This is a genomic window from Fibrella aestuarina BUZ 2, from assembly GCF_000331105.1.
Classification (GTDB): domain Bacteria; phylum Bacteroidota; class Bacteroidia; order Cytophagales; family Spirosomataceae; genus Fibrella; species Fibrella aestuarina.
On the sequence record NC_020054.1, the window covers coordinates 4,402,645 to 4,422,148 of the forward strand.

The 19,504-nt window shown below is 56.0% G+C and carries 14 protein-coding genes; 5 read left to right on the forward strand and 9 right to left on the reverse strand.

All coding sequences use genetic code 11. From position 1 onward, the window contains the following. Positions 1-79: 79 nt before the first annotated feature. From FAES_RS18010 to FAES_RS18025, 4 genes are all read right to left on the reverse strand, one after another. Positions 80-280, reverse strand: a complete 201-nt coding sequence (locus FAES_RS18010; protein WP_148289394.1) for a hypothetical protein — start codon at positions 278-280, stop codon at positions 80-82. 203 nt (positions 281-483) lie between these two features. Beyond that, entirely contained in the window at positions 484-903 is a 420-nt protein-coding gene (locus FAES_RS18015; protein WP_015332663.1) for a secondary thiamine-phosphate synthase enzyme YjbQ, read from the reverse strand. Positions 904-927: 24 nt separating this feature from the next. Continuing rightward, positions 928-1,710 (reverse strand): hypothetical protein, encoded by a 783-nt coding sequence (locus FAES_RS18020; protein WP_041258072.1) that lies wholly within the window; start codon positions 1,708-1,710, stop codon positions 928-930. 90 nt (positions 1,711-1,800) lie between these two features. Next, on the reverse strand, positions 1,801-2,166 hold the full coding sequence (locus FAES_RS18025; RefSeq protein WP_015332665.1) for a hypothetical protein: 366 nt from the start codon (positions 2,164-2,166) through the stop codon (positions 1,801-1,803). Positions 2,167-2,325: 159 nt separating this feature from the next. Between FAES_RS18025 and FAES_RS18030 the strand changes: the two genes are divergently transcribed. From FAES_RS18030 to FAES_RS18050, 5 genes are all read left to right on the forward strand, one after another. Beyond that, positions 2,326-3,978: a helix-turn-helix domain-containing protein gene (locus tag FAES_RS18030; protein WP_015332666.1), complete on the forward strand. Its 1,653-nt coding sequence runs from the start codon at positions 2,326-2,328 to the stop codon at positions 3,976-3,978. Positions 3,979-4,229: 251 nt separating this feature from the next. Further along, positions 4,230-7,283 carry a SusC/RagA family TonB-linked outer membrane protein gene (locus FAES_RS18035; RefSeq protein WP_015332667.1) on the forward strand — a complete coding sequence of 1,018 codons (3,054 nt, stop codon included), beginning with the start codon at positions 4,230-4,232 and terminating at the stop codon, positions 7,281-7,283. 15 nt (positions 7,284-7,298) lie between these two features. After that, positions 7,299-8,870 carry a RagB/SusD family nutrient uptake outer membrane protein gene (locus tag FAES_RS18040; RefSeq protein ID WP_015332668.1) on the forward strand — a complete coding sequence of 524 codons (1,572 nt, stop codon included), beginning with the start codon at positions 7,299-7,301 and terminating at the stop codon, positions 8,868-8,870. Positions 8,871-8,944: 74 nt separating this feature from the next. Then, complete coding sequence (locus tag FAES_RS18045; RefSeq protein WP_015332669.1) at positions 8,945-9,991, forward strand: SusE domain-containing protein; 1,047 nt, start codon at positions 8,945-8,947, stop codon at positions 9,989-9,991. Positions 9,992-10,160: 169 nt separating this feature from the next. Next, positions 10,161-11,198: an SPASM domain-containing protein gene (locus FAES_RS18050; protein ID WP_015332670.1), complete on the forward strand. Its 1,038-nt coding sequence runs from the start codon at positions 10,161-10,163 to the stop codon at positions 11,196-11,198. Between the two features lie 130 nt (positions 11,199-11,328). Here the strand turns inward: FAES_RS18050 and FAES_RS18055 are convergent, their stop codons facing one another. The 5 genes from FAES_RS18055 to lysA form a co-directional block, all read right to left on the reverse strand. Further along, on the reverse strand, positions 11,329-13,050 hold the full coding sequence (locus tag FAES_RS18055; protein ID WP_015332671.1) for a RagB/SusD family nutrient uptake outer membrane protein: 1,722 nt from the start codon (positions 13,048-13,050) through the stop codon (positions 11,329-11,331). Between the two features lie 14 nt (positions 13,051-13,064). Then, positions 13,065-16,316, reverse strand: a complete 3,252-nt coding sequence (locus FAES_RS18060; protein WP_041258075.1) for a SusC/RagA family TonB-linked outer membrane protein — start codon at positions 16,314-16,316, stop codon at positions 13,065-13,067. 221 nt (positions 16,317-16,537) lie between these two features. After that, entirely contained in the window at positions 16,538-17,188 is a 651-nt protein-coding gene (locus FAES_RS18065) for a hypothetical protein (RefSeq protein ID WP_041258077.1), read from the reverse strand. Between the two features lie 184 nt (positions 17,189-17,372). After that, entirely contained in the window at positions 17,373-18,086 is a 714-nt protein-coding gene (locus FAES_RS18070; RefSeq protein WP_015332674.1) for a YebC/PmpR family DNA-binding transcriptional regulator, read from the reverse strand. A 121-nt stretch (positions 18,087-18,207) separates the two neighbouring features. After that, a complete protein-coding gene (gene lysA, locus FAES_RS18075; RefSeq protein WP_015332676.1) occupies positions 18,208-19,464 on the reverse strand; it encodes a diaminopimelate decarboxylase in 1,257 nt (418 codons plus the stop codon). Between the last annotated feature and the right edge of the window lie 40 nt (positions 19,465-19,504).

A 19,504-nucleotide genomic window follows, 5' to 3' on the forward strand; every position in this document is an offset into this window, starting at 1 on the left:
TCTGTTTTGCCAATAAATGAGCTACCTGAAGGCGTAGACTTCGTAGCCGTTCACAGGTACAGCGTTGGGGTCAACTTCGCTACGTACCCAGGCTGTACGTGTAGGTCTGCTCGGGGCCGCCTTGTTCGTCTTTCACGACCACGCGGGCAACAATGCCCTTCTGTTGGTCTACCGCAGCGGCTTCTCGGGCCAGCCGAACCGCTTCTGACTGGGTTGGATGAAACTCGAAGAAAGGAAATCGTTTGTCGCTATCGGTTAGCTGTATTCCCCACTTTTGCATACTCGAAAACAATTCGACCGTATACACTTTCTGCCTCATAAGTATCTACTGTTAAACTTAGCAGACGAAAGTAGCGAACTCTACTTACTTATTACACACCATAACTAGTTTTAATAAAAGCTTAATTACTTAGTTAACGTTTGAGTATGCCTGTATGAATCGTAAGCTGTTCAACAGACGGCGAATGTGTTTATACGTACCTGTCACTCACCGATGAGCGTCAGCACCAGGGTTCTTGCCCCACCCCGGTTCCGGTGTTCGCAGAGGTAAATGCCCTGCCACGTACCCAGGTTCAGTTGGCCATCGGTCACGGGTACCGAAACCGAGCTCCCTAACAATGAGGCTTTCAGGTGGGCAGGCATATCGTCGCTGCCTTCGTAGTCGTGCTGGTAGTACGGAGCGTTCTCGGGCACCATCTTATTGAAATGCGCCTCAAAGTCGTGCCGCACCGTGGGATCGGCGTTTTCGTTGATGGTCAGGCTGGCCGATGTGTGTTGTATAAACACGTGCAGCAGCCCCGCCCGCACCGAGCGCAGGGTCGGTAAAGCCCGCTCCACTGGTGCCGTGATCAGGTGAAAACCGCGCGGATAAGCGGGTAACCGGAGCGTTGTCTGGTACACCATGCTGAGAAGATGACGGCCTGATCCTTAATAGAAGAAGGGGAAAGTAATGGCCAGGTACGTTAGCCCCGATGTATTTCTGAACCGATTGTTGCCGTCGACCTTGTTCGTAACCGAGGTAGTATACTCTGTCGACAGCCATTGGTAACCCACTTTCACGGCCATTCGCTGGCTGACGTGCGCTCGGGCAAATACCTCCGTAGCCAGCGTACCGTAGCTGTTGTCGCCCAGCAATTGCAGATTGACCCGCGACGGCTTGGCCGACTGATCGGCGTAGGCACCCTGAAACGTTGTCATCAGTGAATCGGCTCCTGAAGCGGTCTGCCCCCGGTAGTAATAACCGTTCTGCGACAGGTACCGCCCGGTACGGGTACGGCCGATCGTCATACCAAGTAGGTCGGCACTGGCGCCGATTTCCAGAAACCGGTACCGGAACTGCGCCCGAATGCCAAAATTGAACGACGTATTTGAGGCCGACGCCATGCGCAGGGTGTCGATCTGGTTGAGCTTGTAGGGAGCACCGATGGCGTAAATCCCCGTTCTGCCCCGCGACAATTCAGCAGGCGCCGTAATGTAATCGATGTTGCTGGCGTAGTTGGTACGGAAGGTGGCCGTCCAGCCGATCGCAAATGATTTGCTTTTGGTGATGTTCAGCAGTTGGTAGTAGCTCAGCGATGGGCTCACCTGATTCTGGCGAAAGCCTACGCCCACATCCATGCCCGAGTTGATTCGGCTCGAAACCGGCCCCTGATACTGGGCAATGCTGTGTGTGGTAATGAGACAGAAGAGGATGGCGGTGATTTGTTTCATGCACATAAAAAAGTCAGAGGCTCGTGAGAACCTCTGGCTTGGCTGTAGTTGACGGCAAAGATAGGACGGTGACGTCAGAAAATCGGGCCGTTACCTCACCGGCTCAAAGTTAGACGCTTGTTTCAGGGTCCGTTCGTTGCCGGTTTCTGGATCGTTGTAGGTGTAGTCACCCACTTCGATGCTTACCTGTTTCCCCTTCAATTTGTTTGTATCCAGCTCATCGTCAGCGCTGACTTTAACGCCCGCCGCCTGGCACAAATTCAGGATAATCGGCATACCCGCAGGCGAGCTATAGAACCGTTGGGTCACGAAGCCCTCTTCGTTTTCCATGCGACAGGCAAAGTAGGGAATACCTTTGTATTCGCTGGTGCCTTCGTCGATCTGCGTGATCTCGACCGTGTGGCGTCCATCCGTCAGAAACGGTTTATCGAGCCCTTCTTCGACTTTAATCTTCATCTGCGTTGAGTTTTGCGTTGTACATTTAGTAACGCAAACGGCCCCCGGTGTGTTAACCCAGACACAAGCCTGTTTATGTATTCGTTGCCCGGCCGGGCGAGTTAAGCCAGGTCAATTAGGCAGGCTTACCAACGGGTTGTTTGTTGTTTATTTCGACGCATGAAACGCATCTGCCTGATTCACTGGCTCTTTATTTTTTTAGCTTTCCCTGCGATGGCCCAACAGCCGACGCAGGCAGTACTGTATCGCTTTGTTATTACGGAAGTACCCGCCAATACCCCCCACGATGCCACGCTGTATTTAACCGGTAATTTTACCAAGTGGAACTCGGCCCCGCCCGATTACCGGTTTAAAAAGCAACCCGACGGCACCTACCAGGTGTTTATGCGCAGTGACCTGCCCCGCATCGAGTATAAGGTCACCCGCGGCGACTGGACCTCGGTGGAAGGGCGTGGCAACGGCAAGGTGCGCCCAAACCGGGTGTTGTTTCGCAACGAAGTTTCGCGGCAACCTCACGACGTCGACATCCATATACAGAGTTGGGAAGACCTATCCGGTACGTTCGAGTTTTTTTCGCTCTATGACCTGTTGTTGCTATTTTCGGTCTTTCAGGGCCTGTTGCTGATCATCACCATTCCGAGCATTCAGAATTACAACCGCCCGGCCAATCGCTGGCTGGTGTTGCTGCTGGGCCTTACGTCGGTGCTGCTGCTGATGCGCTTCGTTGGCACCAACCGCAACGTGGCGCAGGCCTACGCCAAGCTACAGCTCCTCCCCGACCTGCTGCTGTTCTTATACGCGCCCATCTTTTTCATCTACCTACGTAAACTGCTGTTCAACACCAATCGCCCGGCGGCTGGCTGGTGGCGGCATTTTCTGCCCGCTGTGTTGCAGGTGGCCATCTACATGCCGTTTCTGCTGACCGACAACAAAGAATTGCAGTTGAAGATGGTAAACCACGATCCCTGGCTACAGGGCGTGTTTCTGGGGGTTGGGCTGCTGGGGCTGATCTATAATAGCATTTACTGGTGGCTCTGCCGCCGGGCTATCACCGCCTACCGCGAGCACTACCAGATGACCCAGTCGACCGAGCATCAGGTGCACTATCTGAATGCGGTACTGGCTTTGCAGGCGGTGTGCTTGGGGTTATGGGCCTTCTTTTTCGTGCTGGTGGGTATAGGTAGCGCCGCCGACCTCGATATTCTGGAAATCGCCGGTACCAACGTCGACATCATCTGGCTCACATTCTCCAGCATTATCTTCCTGCTGGGTTATTATGCCATTCACCAGCCCGAAATCTTTAAACTGCCCGACACCCAGCACCTCCCGCTGCTCGAAGAGACCACCGAACCCGGCCAGCCTGCAACGGAGCTTGTTGCCGAACCGGCAGGCAACGTACCTGCGGCTACGCCGACTAGCAAGGCAGCCGCATCCGAACCCACCGAAACCCTGCTGGAACTGAAGCAGCAGGTCGACGCCTTCATGCGCCGCCACAAGCCTTACACCAACCCCAACCTGACACTAGCCGAGCTGGCACTGCGCATGAAGCTGCCGCCTCACGTGCTGTCCAAAGTGATCAACGAAGGGTATCAAAAGAACTTTTTCGACTTTATCAACCAACTACGGATTGACGAGTTGAAAACCCGGCTCAACGATCCTCGTTTCCGGTCCTACACGCTGCTGAGTATGGCCTTCGAAGTAGGCTTCAATTCAAAGACGGCCTTCAACCGGTCGTTCAAGAAATTGACCAACCAGACGCCCAGCGAATACATGCACACCCACCCCAGTGGCGTTACTATAATTGATGAATAGCCTACAAATCACGCTTTGACTGTAGGAACGGTGTTCCATATTCTTAAAACGGAACATGGCATTATCTGCCTAATCTATTAATAATCAATACTATATATATCAATAAACGAACTAACGCCCACGACTGCTAGTCTGGTGTAATCTGGCACGACAGGCCTGCTGGTGAATAGTAATTTTGTTAGATAAAGTTGGCTCAGCCCCTGGGCAAGAGCCAACTTCTCAGTCCAATCTAACAATTAATAGTTCATTTCATGAATAACCTCTCTATCAGAAGGTTTTCATCAGCGGCACTGCTCAACGGCCTGAAGTCGATGATTGCCTTACTGCTGCTGGTGTTTTCGGGGATGCATCCGGCCCTTGCACAGGACCAGACCATCACCGGTACAGTTGTCGAAACCGATGGTACACCGCTGCCGGGCGTAACGGTTGCTCTCAAAGGCACCACACGCGGCGCCAACACCGACGCTACGGGGTCGTACCGCATCGTAGCGCCTGCCAACGGCGTACTGGTTTTCAGTTTTGTCGGCAAAAAACCGCTGGAGATCTCAATCGGCAACAAAACGGTCGTCAATGCGAAACTGGAAGACGATTCCAAATCGCTTCAGGAAGTGGTCGTGACCGGCTACGGCACGCAACGGCGCAAAGACCTGACGGGTTCGATCGCGTCGATTTCGGCCGAAGACTTTCAGAAAGGAAATATCGTAGCCCCCGAGCAGCTGATCGCTGGTAAACTCGCCGGGGTGTCGATTACGCCGCCGAGCGGTCAGCCGGGTGGCGGTAGCCAAATCCGGATCCGGGGTGGTTCATCGCTCAACGCCAGCAACGATCCGCTCGTGGTGATCGACAACGTACCTGTCGACAACAGCAACGTATCGGGTGCTGCCAACGCCCTCAGCCTCATCAACCCGAACGATATCGAAACCATGACGGTGCTGAAAGACGCCTCGGCTGCCGCTATCTACGGGTCACGGGCCGCCAACGGCGTTATCCTGATCACAACGAAGCGGGGCCAATCAGGTGCGCCGCGCGTTAGCCTCAGCCTCCAGGGGTCGGTATCGCAGATCAGCAAGAAGCTGCCGGTCCTGACGGGCGACCAATACCGCGCGCTGCTCAACGACAATTCGGCGGAAGCCAATTTTGCCAACGCCGATCAGCGCAAACTGCTGGGTACCGAAAACACCGACTGGCAGGATCAGATTTATCGCACCAGTTTCAGCAGCGATAACAACGTAAGCGTGAGCGGTTCGGCCAAAAACATGCCGTACCGGGTATCCTACGGGTATTCAACGCAGAACGGTATCCTGAAGACGTCGAACTTCCAGCGGAATTCGGTATCCCTGAACCTGTCACCCCGCCTGCTCAACAACAACCTGCGCATCGACCTGAACGCCAAAGGCTCGATCATCAGCAACCGGTTTGCCGATCAGGGTGCTATCGGTGCCGCCGTGAGCTTCGACCCCACCAAGCCTGTATTGAGCGGCAATAACAACTTCGCGGGTAAGTACGAGTGGCTCGACCCCACAACCGGCCGCCCCAACACGCAGGCGACCCGCAACCCGCTGGGCCTGCTGTATGACAAAGAAGACCGCAACAACGTAAACCGCTTCATCGGTAATGCGCAGTTCGACTACAAAATCCCGGTAGTGCCGGGTCTGCGAGCCAACCTGAACCTGGCCCTCGATCTGTCGTCGACCAAAGGCACGATTTTCGTGCCTACCTATGCCGCCGCCGGTTACGGCCGTGGATTTGGCCGTCCGGGTATCACGGGCGACCTGAACAACACGGGCGGTACCAACAACCAGTACAGCCAAACGCGCGACAACAAGACGCTGGAGTTCTACCTGAACTACGCCCGTGACCTGACTGCCATCCGCAGCCGGTTTGATTTGACGGGCGGTTATTCGTACCAGGATTTTATCCGCGATACGCCAACGTACCCAGACAATCTCGCTAACGGGCAGCAACTGAACCCCGCTGGCGTTCCTGGCTACACGCAATACACGCTGCTGGGCTTCTTCGGCCGCCTGAACTACACGCTCAACGAGAAATACGTACTGACGGCTACGTTGCGCCGCGATGGCACCTCACGCTTCGGCCCGGATGCCCGTTGGGGCTGGTTCCCGTCGGTTGGAGCCTCATGGAGCATCAAGGATGAGAGCTTCCTGCGCAATTCGAAAACCATCTCGGCCCTGAAACTGCGCCTTGGTTACGGCGTAACGGGTCAGCAGGATATTTCGAACCTGACTAACGACTACTCGTACCTTCCGCGCTACACCATTTCGGACCCCACGGCGCAGTATCAGTTTGGCAACACGTTTGTCCGGACGCTGCGGGCCGAGGGCTACGACGCCAACCTGAAATGGGAAGAAACACAATCGATCAACGCCGCTATCGACTACGCGCTCTTCAACGGTCGTATCTCGGGTAGCCTCGATTTCTACGAGAAGAAAACCAAAGACCTGCTGGCCGTTGTGCCGGTACCCGCTGGCTCGAACCTGACCAACCAGATTCTGACCAACGTAGGGAACCTGCAGAACCGGGGTGTCGAATTCCTTATCAACACCACGCCGATTCAGCGCGAGGGCCTCTCGCTCGACGTAGGATTCAACATCACCTACAACGAGAACAAGATCACCAACCTCTCGCGCGTGCCCGATCCGAACAACCCGGGTATCCTGGTGGGTGGCATCGAAGGCGGTACGGGCAACACCATCCAGATTCAATCGGTAGGTTACCCGACCAACTCGTTCTACGTCAATCAGCAGGTGTATAATTCGGCGGGCAAACCCATCGAGGGTGTGTATGTCGACCTGAACAACGATGGGCAGATCAACATCAACGACCGGTACCGCTACCAATCGGCCAACCCGAAAACGTTTATGGGTCTGACCTCGCAACTGACGGCGGGCCGATTTACGGCAGGTTTTGTGCTGCGGAGCAACCTGGGCAACTACGTGTACAACAACGTACGGTCCAACAAAGGCACGTACCAGAGCCTGGTTAACTCGCTCGGCTTCCTGTCGAACGGGTCGACAAACCTGCTCGACACGCGGTTCCGTAACCAGCAGTTTTTCTCGGATTATTACGTAGAGAATGCCTCGTTCCTGCGCATGGATAACCTGACGTTTGGCTATAATCTGGGCCGGGCGGGCATCGTCCGCAACCTGCGTCTGAATGCTACCATCCAGAACGTATTCGTGATCACGAAGTATACGGGCCTCGATCCTGAGATTGCCGGGGGTATCGACAACAATTTCTACCCCCGCCCCCGCACGGCGTCGCTTGGCATCAACCTCGACTTCTAAAACAAGACTTTCTCCATGTTTAAGTACACCATAAAAGTAGGCGCGCTGGCAGTCCTGATGGCCACAGCAACCGCCTGCGTCAATGACCTCGACCGGACGCCGAAATACGACGTAACCTCGGCCTCGGTCTATAATGATGCGGCCAATTACAAATCGGTACTGGCCAAACTATACGCCGTTCTGTCGGTAAGCGGACAGCAGGGACCTGCCGGTAAACCCGACATCTCGGGTATCGACGAAGGAACGTCGAACTACATGCGTCTGCTGTGGAAATTGCAGGAACTGCCGACTGACGAAGCCAAGATTGCCTGGAATGACGCCACGATTCAGGACATCAACAAGATCACCTGGTCGTCGAGCGACGGGTTCGTAACGGCGATGTACAACCGGATTTTCTACATGGTGGCCCTCGCCAACGAGTTTATCCGCGAAACCACCGACGAAAAACTCAGCAGCCGCAGTATCAGTGGGCAAGCAGCTACCGACGCCCGCACCTACCGGGCTGAGGCTCGTTTTCTGCGCGCGCTGGCTTACTACCATGCCGTCGATATGTTCGGCAGCGTGCCGTTCGTGACGGAGGCCGATGCGCCGGGTGCCTTCCAGCCCCGCCAGGCTACACGGGTTGAGTTGTTCAACTACGTCGAAGGCGAGCTGAAAGCGATCGAAACCGAACTGGCCGCGCCGGGTAGTGGTGAGTATGGCCGCGCCGACCGCGCCGCTGCACAGGCCTTGCTGGCCCGCCTGTACCTGAACGCACAGGTGTATACCGGCACGGCACGCTACGCCGACGCCATCACGTACGCCAAGAAGGTAATCGACGCGGGTAAATACACCCTCGACGCCAACTACGCGAACCTGTTCCTAGCGGACAACAACACCTCGAAAGAGATCATTTTCCCGATCACTTTCGACGGCACACGTACCCAGACCTACGGCGGGATGACCTTCCTGGTCCACGCCTCGGTGGGTGGCAGCATGCCGATCAATCAGTTTGGCGTCGATGGTGGCTGGGCCGGTATCCGCTCCACCAAAAACCTCAACGACCTCTTCCCCGATCTGACCGGCACGGCCGACAAACGGGCGATGTTCTACACGGCGGGTCAGGAGCGCGAGATCACCGACCTGGGCAATTTCGCCAATGGCATCGCGGTCACCAAGTACAAAAACATCACATCGAGCGGCAGCGCTGGCTCGTCGCTGACGTTCATCGATACCGACTTCCCGCTGTTCCGGCTGGGTGAAATGTACCTCATCTATGCCGAAGCCGTGCTGCGCGGCGGTGCGGGCGGCGACGTACCCACGGCGCTCAACTACGTGAACCTGCTGCGTACCCGCGCCAAAGCAACGCCGGTATCGAGCCTCAATCTCGATCAGGTCTTGCAGGAACGGGGCCGAGAATTGTATTGGGAAGGCCTGCGCCGCTCGGACCTGATCCGGTACGGCCGGTTTACGGATAACACCTACGTGTGGCCGTGGAAAGGCGGCGTCGCCAATGGCCGTGGCGTCGATGCGAAGTACAACCTGTACCCCATCCCCGCCTCGGATCTGGTTGCCAACCCCAACCTGAAACAGAATACCGGCTACTAATCGCGTTTGGTGTTTGGCGTTACGAGGTTGTAACGCCAAACACCAGATCTTAGACCTCAAACGAAGTTAAAACCATGTTTAGATCATTACAGAAGATAGCCCTGTTTGGCGTTGCCATTGGGCTTCTGACGGCCTGCCAGAAGGAAGGGGAGCAGGTCGTGTTGCCCGATGCGCCGAGTGCCAGCATTACGGCCACGCCCAGTTCCATGACCGTGGCACCTGACCGCACGAACCTGACGGGCACCGCGCTGACGATGCGCTGGAACGCGGTAAACTACGGCGCTACCGTTCCCGTTCGCTATGTCGTGCAGTTCGATAAGAAAGGAGGCAATTTTGCCGCCCCGGCCGAGATTTCAGCCGCCAACAGCACCAGTGTGGCCATTAGCAGCGCCGATATGAACAAAGCGCTGGTTCAGCTAGGCATTGCGCCCGGCACAACGGGGCAGGTCGATGCACGCGTGAAGTCAGAAATCGTCACCATTCCGGATCGAGCCAATGTGAAGGCGTCTTACTCGCCCACCCTGACCCTGACGGGCACGGCGTTCACCAACACAACGTACCTGTACGTACCTGGCGACTACCAGGGCTGGGCCCCCGACAAAGCCCCCCGGCTGACCTCGCCCAACGGCGATGGTATGTATGAAGGCTACGTATACTTCTCGAAGGCTTCGCCATTCAAGCTTACGTCGGCCCCCGACTGGAATCACACCAATTACGGCACGGGTGGCACGGGTAAACTGTCGACTACGGGCGATAACCTGACCATAACCGAAGCGGGCTACTACCGCATCGAGGTTGATCAGAACAAACTCACCTGGAAAGCCACCAAAACGCAGTGGGGCGTCATTGGTGCCGCAACACCCAAAGGTTGGGACGCCAGCACCCCGATGACGTTCGACCCAACGACCAACACCTGGAAAGTGGATGTTGCGTTGAAAGCCGATGAACTCAAGTTCCGGGCAAACGACGCCTGGGACATCAACCTCGGCGATAATAAACCGGCCAACGGTTTCCTGACGTACGGGGGTGAAAATATCAAAGTGGCCACAGCGGGCACCTACACACTGACGCTCAACCTCAACGAGTACGGCAAATACACGTACTCACTGACTAAGAAGTAACCGACTTTTATTACTAACCTATGTTACAAAGCTCGCCGGGCCAGTTGCTCGGCGGGCTTTTTTGTGCCTCTCGTGTGCCTGAAAACCGTCGATAAACGGGGCTGGGTACGTGCACTGGGTTGCGCCAGGTACGTTAGCTTGGGGGCGTCTACGGCCCTATCTTTGTGGCATGGCCCTTCCCTCCTACGCCGCCCGTGTTCGCGACGGCCTGAACTTCGCCAGCAAACTGACGCCCCGCCGCATGGCCAATGCCCTGCGGGTGCTCACCAGTTTTTACGCCTCCCGGCGAAGTGGCCTGCCCGAGCAGCGTGGTCTGCCGGTATCGCTGTCGGTAGAGCCAACGACCTCTTGCAACCTCCGTTGTCCGGAATGCCCCAGCGGCCTGCGTTCATTTACCCGGCCAACGGGTATGCTGGGTGATGCGCTCTTCAAACGGACCATCGACGAACTGCACGACACGCTGCTGTACCTGATTTTCTACTTCCAGGGCGAGCCGTACCTGCACCCGCAGTTTCTGGAACTGGTGCGCTACGCCGCCGACCGGAAGATATACACCGCCACCAGCACCAACGCCCACTACCTCACCGACGACAACGCCCGCAAAACAATCGAGTCGGGGCTGGACCGGCTTATTATTTCTATTGACGGCACCACGCAGGACGTTTATGAGCAGTATCGGGTGGGGGGCAAACTGGAGAAAGTACTTGAAGGCACCCGCAACCTGATGCGCTGGAAACGCGAACTAAACTCGCGCACGCCGCATGTGATCTTCCAGTTTCTGGTGGTGCGGCCCAACGAGCACCAGATTGCCGAGGTGCACGCTCTGGCCCGCGAGTTAGGCGTCGATGAGGTAAAGCTGAAGACCGCCCAGATTTACGACTACGAACACGGCTCCGACCTGATGCCCACCCTCGAGCGGTATAGCCGCTACGCCCCCAAGCCCGATGGCACCTTTGGCATCAAAAACGCCCTGCTCGATCATTGCTGGCGGATGTGGCACTCGTGCGTGATGACCTGGGATGGCCGCATCGTGCCCTGTTGCTTCGATAAAGACGCCGACCACCAGCTGGGTACGTTGCAGGAGCATAGTTTTCGTGAAGTTTGGTTCAGCGACGCCTACCGCCGCTTTCGCCAGACGCTCATCCAAAGCCGCGCCGAGATCGAGATGTGCCGTAACTGCACCGAGGGCGCCAAAGTTTGGGCCTAAGAAGGCTTCCGCCGTCATTTGGATTGGTTGTCATTTGGCTACGCCGTCATTCATAGTCATTTATTGTTTTTTACAACGAATGACTATAAATGACGGCGTAGCCAAATGACAACCAATGACAGCGTAGCCCTTAATACCCCGGATTCTGGGTCAACGTAGCCTGATCCCCTTTCTTGCTGTTCAGGATTTCCTGAATCGGGATGGGAAAGTACTCGTGCTTGCCTTTCACAAACGTCACCCCTTTCAGGTACGACCGCTTGCTGGCTTCAGTGGCGTAATAGGCATTCAGCGTCTGGTCGGCAATGCCCCAGCGCACGAGGTCGAACCGGCGGTGGCCTTCCATGCCAAACTCCAGCCGTTGCTCGAACTGAACAGCCTTGCGCGCCGTGGCTTTGTCGGTCCAGGGCGTATCATACGTTTTGATGACATAGTTGGCGGCCGCTTTTCCGTCGGCCGTTTTCACGAACCCATCGGGATTGGCAGCGCGCTGCCGAATCTGGTTGACGTATGCACGCGCTTTGTTCAGGTCGCCGACTTCCACCTCAACCTCAGCCAGCCAAAGCAGCACGTGGCTGTAGCGGATCATCCGGTAGTTGTTGGCGTTAAGGCGGGCATTACCGGCGAAGGTGTTTGTCCCCACATCCGAACGGTACATCACGTGTTTTTTCGGTGAATAAGGCCCACCGTAGGCCTGATCGCGCACATAGGCTTTGCCAGGGTGAACGCCCCAGTCGAGGTAGGGAATACCGCGGCGGCCAACCGTCCAGTCGAGCCGGGGGTCAACCGGGCCCGCGTAGGGTGTAAACGGCGCCGTCGATTCGATATTCTGGTCGCTGGTTACGTCGGTTGCGTTGAACGTGTCGAGCAGGGGCAGGCCATTGTCGTTGGTTTTAAACGCATTGACGAGGTTCTGCGACGGCTGGAAAAAGCCGCAGCAGGTAGTAACGCCACCGCCGCCGTAGGGGTAGTTGAGCGTCGAACCAATGTTCCCGTTTTCACCACCCGACGCCCCGTCGTTGACTGAATACTGCACCTCGAAAATCGACTCGGCGTTGTTGTTGGTCACCGCTTTGAAGTTGTCGTGGTAACGGTCCATCAGCTTATACTGGCCGCTGGCCACGATGGCTTCCAACAGGGGTTTTGCCTCGGCGGGCTTTTGCTGAAACAGATACGCTTTGGCCAATGTCGCCGCCGCCGCCCATTTCGATACCCGGCCGGGCTGGGTTTGCTTAGCCGGCAGTACGTCGTAGGCTGCTTTCAGGTCAGCCACAATGTTGGGCCAGATGTCGGCCGTGTTGGTGAGTTTCGTGCTTTCGAGGTCGTTTGGGTTGTATATCTTCTCGTCGATATACGGCACGTTTTTAAACATCTTCACCAGTTCAAAGTGGTAGTGCCCACGCAGGAACCGCGATTCGGCCACGAGTTGCTGCCGCTCGGCGTCGGTCAGGTCGGCAGCTTTGGGCAGGGCCTGCAAGACGTCGTTGGCCCGGGCAATACCATCGTACATGCCCCGCCATTTCCCCCGGAAATAGATATTATCCGACTGAATCTGATGCTGCTCGATGAGCGAAATCGGCGGTTGGTCACCGGCGATCGTGCCTTTGTAGGCGTCGTCGGAGGCCACACTACCATACACCCAGTTGTCGGCCCCGACCTGATACGACCGGTAGGCTCCTTCGGGCGTAGCCCAGCCGTCGAGCAGCGAGTAAGCACCAATCAGCAGGGCGTTGACGCCCGCCTTATTTTGTAGCGTTGTTACCGCCAGCGCGGCTTTCGGCTGCACATCCAAAAACTGATCGGAGCAGGCCGTTGCCATGGTGAGGCAAAAAACGGAAAGAAGTATTTTTTTCATGATCGTTTGACGAATTAGAAGCTCAGATTCAGACCAACCAGGATTGTTTTGGCGACCGGGTATGACCCGCCGTCGACGCCAATCTGCCGGTCGTTACCAGCCGAGTAGCTACGCAGGTTGATTTCCGGGTCCATGCCCGAGTACTTCGTAATGGTGAAGAGGTTTTGCCCCTGCACGTAGATGGAGGCCGACCCCATGCGTAGCCGCGACAGCAGCGTCTGCGGCAGGCTGTAGGTCAGCTGCACATTTTTCATCCGGAAATACGAGCCGCTTTCCAGGTAATAAGTCGAGGGTTGAATGCTCACCTGATCCGATGAGCGCAGTTGCGGCAATACGGCGTCGGTGCTGCCCGGGCGCCACGACTGGTAGAGCATGCGCGTGCTGCGGTTACCGGCAAACGTGGGGAAATCGGTCCAGTATTTTACGTAGTTGAAGATCTGGTTGCCCTGTACGCCCTGCCCGAAGACCGTCAGCCCGAAGTTGCGGTAGTTCAGGCTAACGTTCAGACCGTAGTTAAAGCTGGGGTGCGGATTGCCGATGATGCCCTGATCTTTGGTATCGATGACCCCATCGCCATTTACATCGCGAAACTTGAACCGGCCTGCCACGTTTTCGGTAGCGGCGTTGCCAAACTGCACGGGATGCGCTTTGGCTTCTTCGTTGCTCTGGAAGATCCCGTCGATGGTGTAGCCATAGAATGACGAGATCGGATAGCCCTGCTGCGTCACCACGAAGTTCTGAATCCGTTCGTCGTTGATACCGAAGTATTGCGTGCCGGGGTCACCCGTGGTTTTGGTCACCACGTTGCGGTAGGTGCTGAAGTTGGCCGATACATTGTACGTCAGGCCACTAGCCCCTACTTTATCCCCGTAGCCGATCATCAGGTCGATACCCCGGTTGCGCATCGAGCCGATGTTCTGGAAGGGGTTGACAGCCACCCCCTGCGTCAGCGGAGCCGACACCGGGAAGAGCATGTCGGTGGTGGTACGGGTGTACCAGTCGAAGCCCACGTTCAGGCGGTTGCGGAACAGCAGGGCGTCGAAGCCGATGTTCAGGCTGGTGGTGGTTTCCCACTTGGCTTTCGCATTCCCAAACTGTGTCAACTCGTAACCCGGTATCGCCGACGTGCGCGAGCCATTGATGTCGTAGAACGAGGTAATCGGGTTGGTGCTGAACTGGGTGAAGGAGTTGTAGTTACCGATCTCCTGGTTACCCGTCTGCCCGTAGCCGGCCCGCACCTTGAAATCATCGATCATGGTGAGCGGCCGCATGAAGCCTTCTTTCGACAAGCGCCAGCCTACGCTGGCCGCCGGGAAGACCGCCGAGCGAAACTCCGGCGAAAACCGCGACGACCGGTCACGGCGTACGGTCAGGTCGAGCAGGTATTTGTCGTCGAGGCCGTAGTTGAACTTGGCGAACTCCGACGCCAGACGCCAGTTCGAAGCACCGCCGTTGTTGGTCTGCACGCCCGTACCGGCACTGAGGTAGCGGTTGTCCAGATCGTCGATGGCGAAGTTGGTGCGGGTTGCATCAAAGAACTCGAAATAGCTTTTGATCGCTTCGGTACCAGCAATAAAGTTGAACCGGTGGCGATCCCCGATGCTCGTGTTGTAAGTCAGGGTGTTGTACCAGGTCCACGTCCATTCGTAGTTATTATTGGTCGTCAACTGGTTAGACCCACGTGCTTCGGCCGATTCAATATCACGGATGATGTAGTTGCGGTAATTATAGAGGTTATAGTCGATCCCGAAACTGGTGCGGGCCGTCAGATTGGGCAGAATGTCGACTTCGGCAAACGCGTTGCCAAATAAGCGCACTTCTTTCTGTACGTTGTCTTTGTTACGGTACAGCAGCGCCACCGGGCTGTTGGCGTTGTCGAGGTCGCCGCCCCGCGTACCAGCGAAGTTGCCGGCCACATCATACACCGGAATAATGGGCTGAATACGGTAGGCAAACGAAATGGGGTTACTTTCAGCGTTGTTGCCGTTGGGTTGCCCGATCCGTTCGCCAAACGAGGCCTGGAAGTTCTGACCGAAACGTACCCGCTTATTTACGTTAAACTCAGTGTTGGCCCGCAACGAGTACCGTTTGTAGCTCGTGTATTTCATGATCCCGTCCTGATCGAAATAGTTGAGCGACATGGCGTAACGGCCACCTTCGTTGCCGCCCGACACCCCTAGCTGATGGTTCTGGATGGGGGCCGGGTTAAAGATTTCTTCCAGCCAGTTGGTACCGATTTTGTTGGCTGGCGTGATCAACAAAAACTTCGACGAGTTGATGTCATTGTTGTAGTTCACGTAGGTGCCGTCCGGGTTGCGGGCCACGCGCGGGTCGGAGGCCGAGGCACCGCTGGGCAGGATGAAGTCCGGGATAACGGGCGTAGGGCCATTGCCGAATTGCGAGTGGCTGGGGTTACCGTTGGCCGCCACCACGCCCGAGTTTTTACGGGCTTCCCAGGTCAGCTGCGCATACTCGTTGGTGTTGAGCATATCGAGCAGCTTGCCATGACGTTGCACCCCGTAGTAGGCGTCGTAGGTGAACTTGGGCTTGCCAGCCTTACCTTTTTTGGTGGTGATGATCACCACCCCATTGCCAGCCCGTGAACCGTAGATCGAGGCAGCCGAGGCATCTTTCAGCACCTGCAGGCTTTCTACATCATTCAGGTTCAGCGTGTTGAGATTGCCTTTTGTCGGCACCCCATCGATTACGTAGAGGGGCGAGTTGTCGTTGATCGTCCCGAAACCCCGGATACGAACCATGACACCCCCACCCGGCGCGTTTTCATTCCCGACGGTTACCCCGGCCACCCGGCCCTGAAGCGCCTGCCCCACGTTGGTGGCGGGCACCGACAGGAGTTGCTTGGTATCAACCGTTGCCACAGCGCCGGTGATATCCCGTTTCGACTGCGCCCCGTAGCCCGTCACCACAACTTCATTCAGGTTGCGGATGTCGGATTCGAGTGTAATGTTTACCTCCGTCCGGTTGCCGATCGTTATTTCCTGCGATGTAAAGCCGATGGCCGAAAACACCAGCACATCGCGGTTGGTGGGTACGTTCAGCGTAAACTTTCCGTCAGCGTCGGTAGTGACGCCCGTTGCTGTTCCTTTCACGACGACGTTTACGCCGGGAATAGCGGTATTACCGGTTTCGGTAACTCGACCTGTAATTCGACGATCCTGCGCCTGGCTGAGTACGCTCAGACACATAAACCACCCTACTAACAGCCATTGAAGGCTGCGTACCACAATCTGGTAACGATGCTGCATAGTATAGGTATTGTTAGTGTAACAAATAACCCTTAGAGGGTTCCTGCAAAGTACAGCGTAACATAACCAATAATGGCTTAGACCAAGTCAACTATTTATTTAGATAGTCATGTGTTTAACGCTGTATACAGGTGTATATAAGAGCATTTATACACAAACATTTAATAGCATAATAACTTACGATTACAACTAAGTAAGCATAACCAGCGTGCTTAATTCCTTCATCGACGCAGTGACTGAACCAATCGACGGGTGGATGGGCGCCCGAGTAGCAGTAAGTAGTTTCCGGTAAGAAAAAACTGGTTATTCGCCTGACGGATTGTGCCGGCCTCAAAAGCCAGCTTGTTGTAGTCGTCGTCACTGGCCCGAAACAGCGAAGGCCACGTTGCCGTAATGTCGGCTTCCATGGCTTTACCCTGCACGACCAGTTGGTTATCAATCGGATCGTTGACCCGCCGGACATCGCGCATGAACTGTTGGGCAAACTGCACGATCGCTGGTGTCAGTAAGCCATTTCTAAAATGAATCAGTTGGTGTTGTACCGCCATAATCTGGATCAGGCGGGGCGTTGGTGTGCAGACAGCGAAGGCATACCGGCGCAGAAAGAACAGCCGGCCCAACGTTTGCCGCATGTAGAACCGGCTCATGCGATAACTCAACCCCCGACCAGCCAACTGATTATCCTGAAACGCCAGCCCCCCAAAGACGAACGGAATCCTGCCGGTGAAGAAGGGCGTCTGCATCCGGTATAGGTTATACGTTTGGAAACCCAGCAGTTGCCCGTCGCGGTGCGCCATGACAATAGTTGGCGAATGGCTCAGGTGTATGTTTTTCAGATAGGCCTCGTCCACAGCAAAGCCAGTTTGTTGCATGAGGGTTTGGAGCGCTCCAATTTGCGAGGGAGACAGCTCGTCGGCTGAAGTTAACGTGAGTTGCAGCACGGCCAGAAATAAGTAACCGCAGGTCTGAATTAGGTCAGCCTGCGGTCAACGAATTACTGCAAAATGTGATCTGCCGCTACGACCATTTACTAAATGGCAAACCGGCAGCAACGGACTATTTCATGTTGTGATACACCATCTGCACGTCGTCATCTTCTTCGATGCGCTCGATGAGTTTCTCTACGTCGGCAACCTGTTCGTCGGTCAGCTCCTTATAGTCGGTTGGAATGCGCTCAAATTCAGCGCCTTTCAGCTCATAACCCGCCTCTTCGAGGTGTTTTTGCAGCGCACCAAAGGCCGTGAAGTCGCCGTAGATCACGATCTGATTGGCTTCTTCGTCAAACTCCAGTTCGTCGGCCCCAAAATCGATCAGTTCCAGCTCCAGCTCGTCCATGTCGACGCCTTCGGCCGTGATCCGGAACACCGACTTGCGGGTAAACATAAAGTCGAGCATCCCCTGCGTACCCAGGCTACCTCCCAGCTTGTTGAAGTAGCTGCGGATGTTGGCCACGGTGCGGTTGAGGTTGTCGGTAGCGGTTTCGATTACGATGCCCACGCCATGCGGCGCGTAGCCTTCATACACGATCTCCTTATAGTCTTCCTGCTCTTTTGACGAGGCTTTCTTGATGGCCCGCTCCACGTTCTCCTTGGGCATGTTGGCCGCTTTGGCGTTCTGAATCACCGCGCGGAGCCGCCCGTTGGTGTCGGGGTCGGGGCCACCTGCTTTTACAGCAATAACAATGTCTTTACCAATACGGGTGAAGGTTTTGGCCATCTGCCCCCACCGCTTCATTTTTCGGGCTTTCCGGTATTCAAATGCGCGTCCCATTGTCTGGAAGGAGTTTTCAGTTTATCGGTTGATGGTTGACGTTTTCAGTGATCCACTCAGGTACGTTGCAGCCCATTGCAGTTTAATGCTAAACGCCAAGGTAAACACCTTACACTGGCTATTATATAGTTTCAAGAGTTGCTAGTTCAGGTACGTCCACCATGCCGCGGGTGAGGTCTTCGAAGGTATCGCGCCGCCGGATAAGGTGGGCCTCGCCATCCAGCACGAGCACTTCGGCCGGCCGTTCGCGGAGGTTATAGTTAGACGCCATGCTGTAGCCGTAGGCCCCCGCATTTTCAATGGAGAGCACATCGCCCATACGTACCTGGGGCAGCATACGGTCGGTAGCAAAGGTGTCGGTTTCGCAGATGTAGCCCACGACGTCGTAGAGCGTGGGGGCGCCACCGGGGTTGGATACGTTCACGATGTCGTGCCAGGCGTCGTACATCATGGGCCGGATCAGGTGGTTCAGGCCCGAATCGACCTGCACGAAGGTGCGCGTGGGGTTTTGCTTCACCACATTGACGCCCACCAGCAGGTGCCCCGCCTCACTGACGAGGAATTTACCCGGTTCAAACCAGAGTTCGAGGTCACGGCCATACCGATCGCAGAACGCGGCAAACGCCGCCGACACTTTGGCGCCGAGATCGGCCATGTCGGTCACGTAATCGCCTTCGCGGTAAGCCACTTTAAAGCCGCTTCCAAAATCGATGAATTGCAGATCGGGAAAATCGGCCGCCATCTCGAACAGCACGTTGGCGCCGCTGAGGAAGGTGTGGGCATCTTTGAAATCGGAGCCGGTGTGCACGTGCAGCCCCACGATATTCAGCCCGTACTGCGTCACCAGCTCCACAATCTGCTGGCGGTAATCGTTCGGAATACCAAATTTCGAGTTGGCGTGCCCCGTCTGGATTTTGATGTTGCCGCCGTCGGCCACGCTGGGGTTGATCCGCAGGCAGAGCGAGACGGTCGGGCCATAGACCTGCCCGATCTGCTCCAGCAGGGGCAGGCTGTCGACGTTGATCCGCAGGCCCATATCAATGGCGCGCTGAATCTCGGCCCACGAGTTACCGCTGGGGGTGTACATGATCTGGCCCGGGACGTACCCAGCCAGCATCGCCAGCCGCGCCTCGTTCACCGATACCACGTCGACGTCGACCCCCTGCATGCGCATCAGTTTCAGAATCGACAGGTTGGTCAGGGCTTTGGCGGCGTACTTTATCTTGAGGTTTACGCCCCGAAACGAGGAGCGAAACAACTCGATTTTCTCACTGATTTTTGCCGCGTCGTATACGTAGAGCGGTAGGCCAAACTCCTGAGCAATGGCTAGTGTATGGAGACCCTGGATCTGATAAGGTGATTGCTGTTGCGAATGCATGATAAGCCGAAAACAGGCCGCAAATATACGCAGTTTCGGC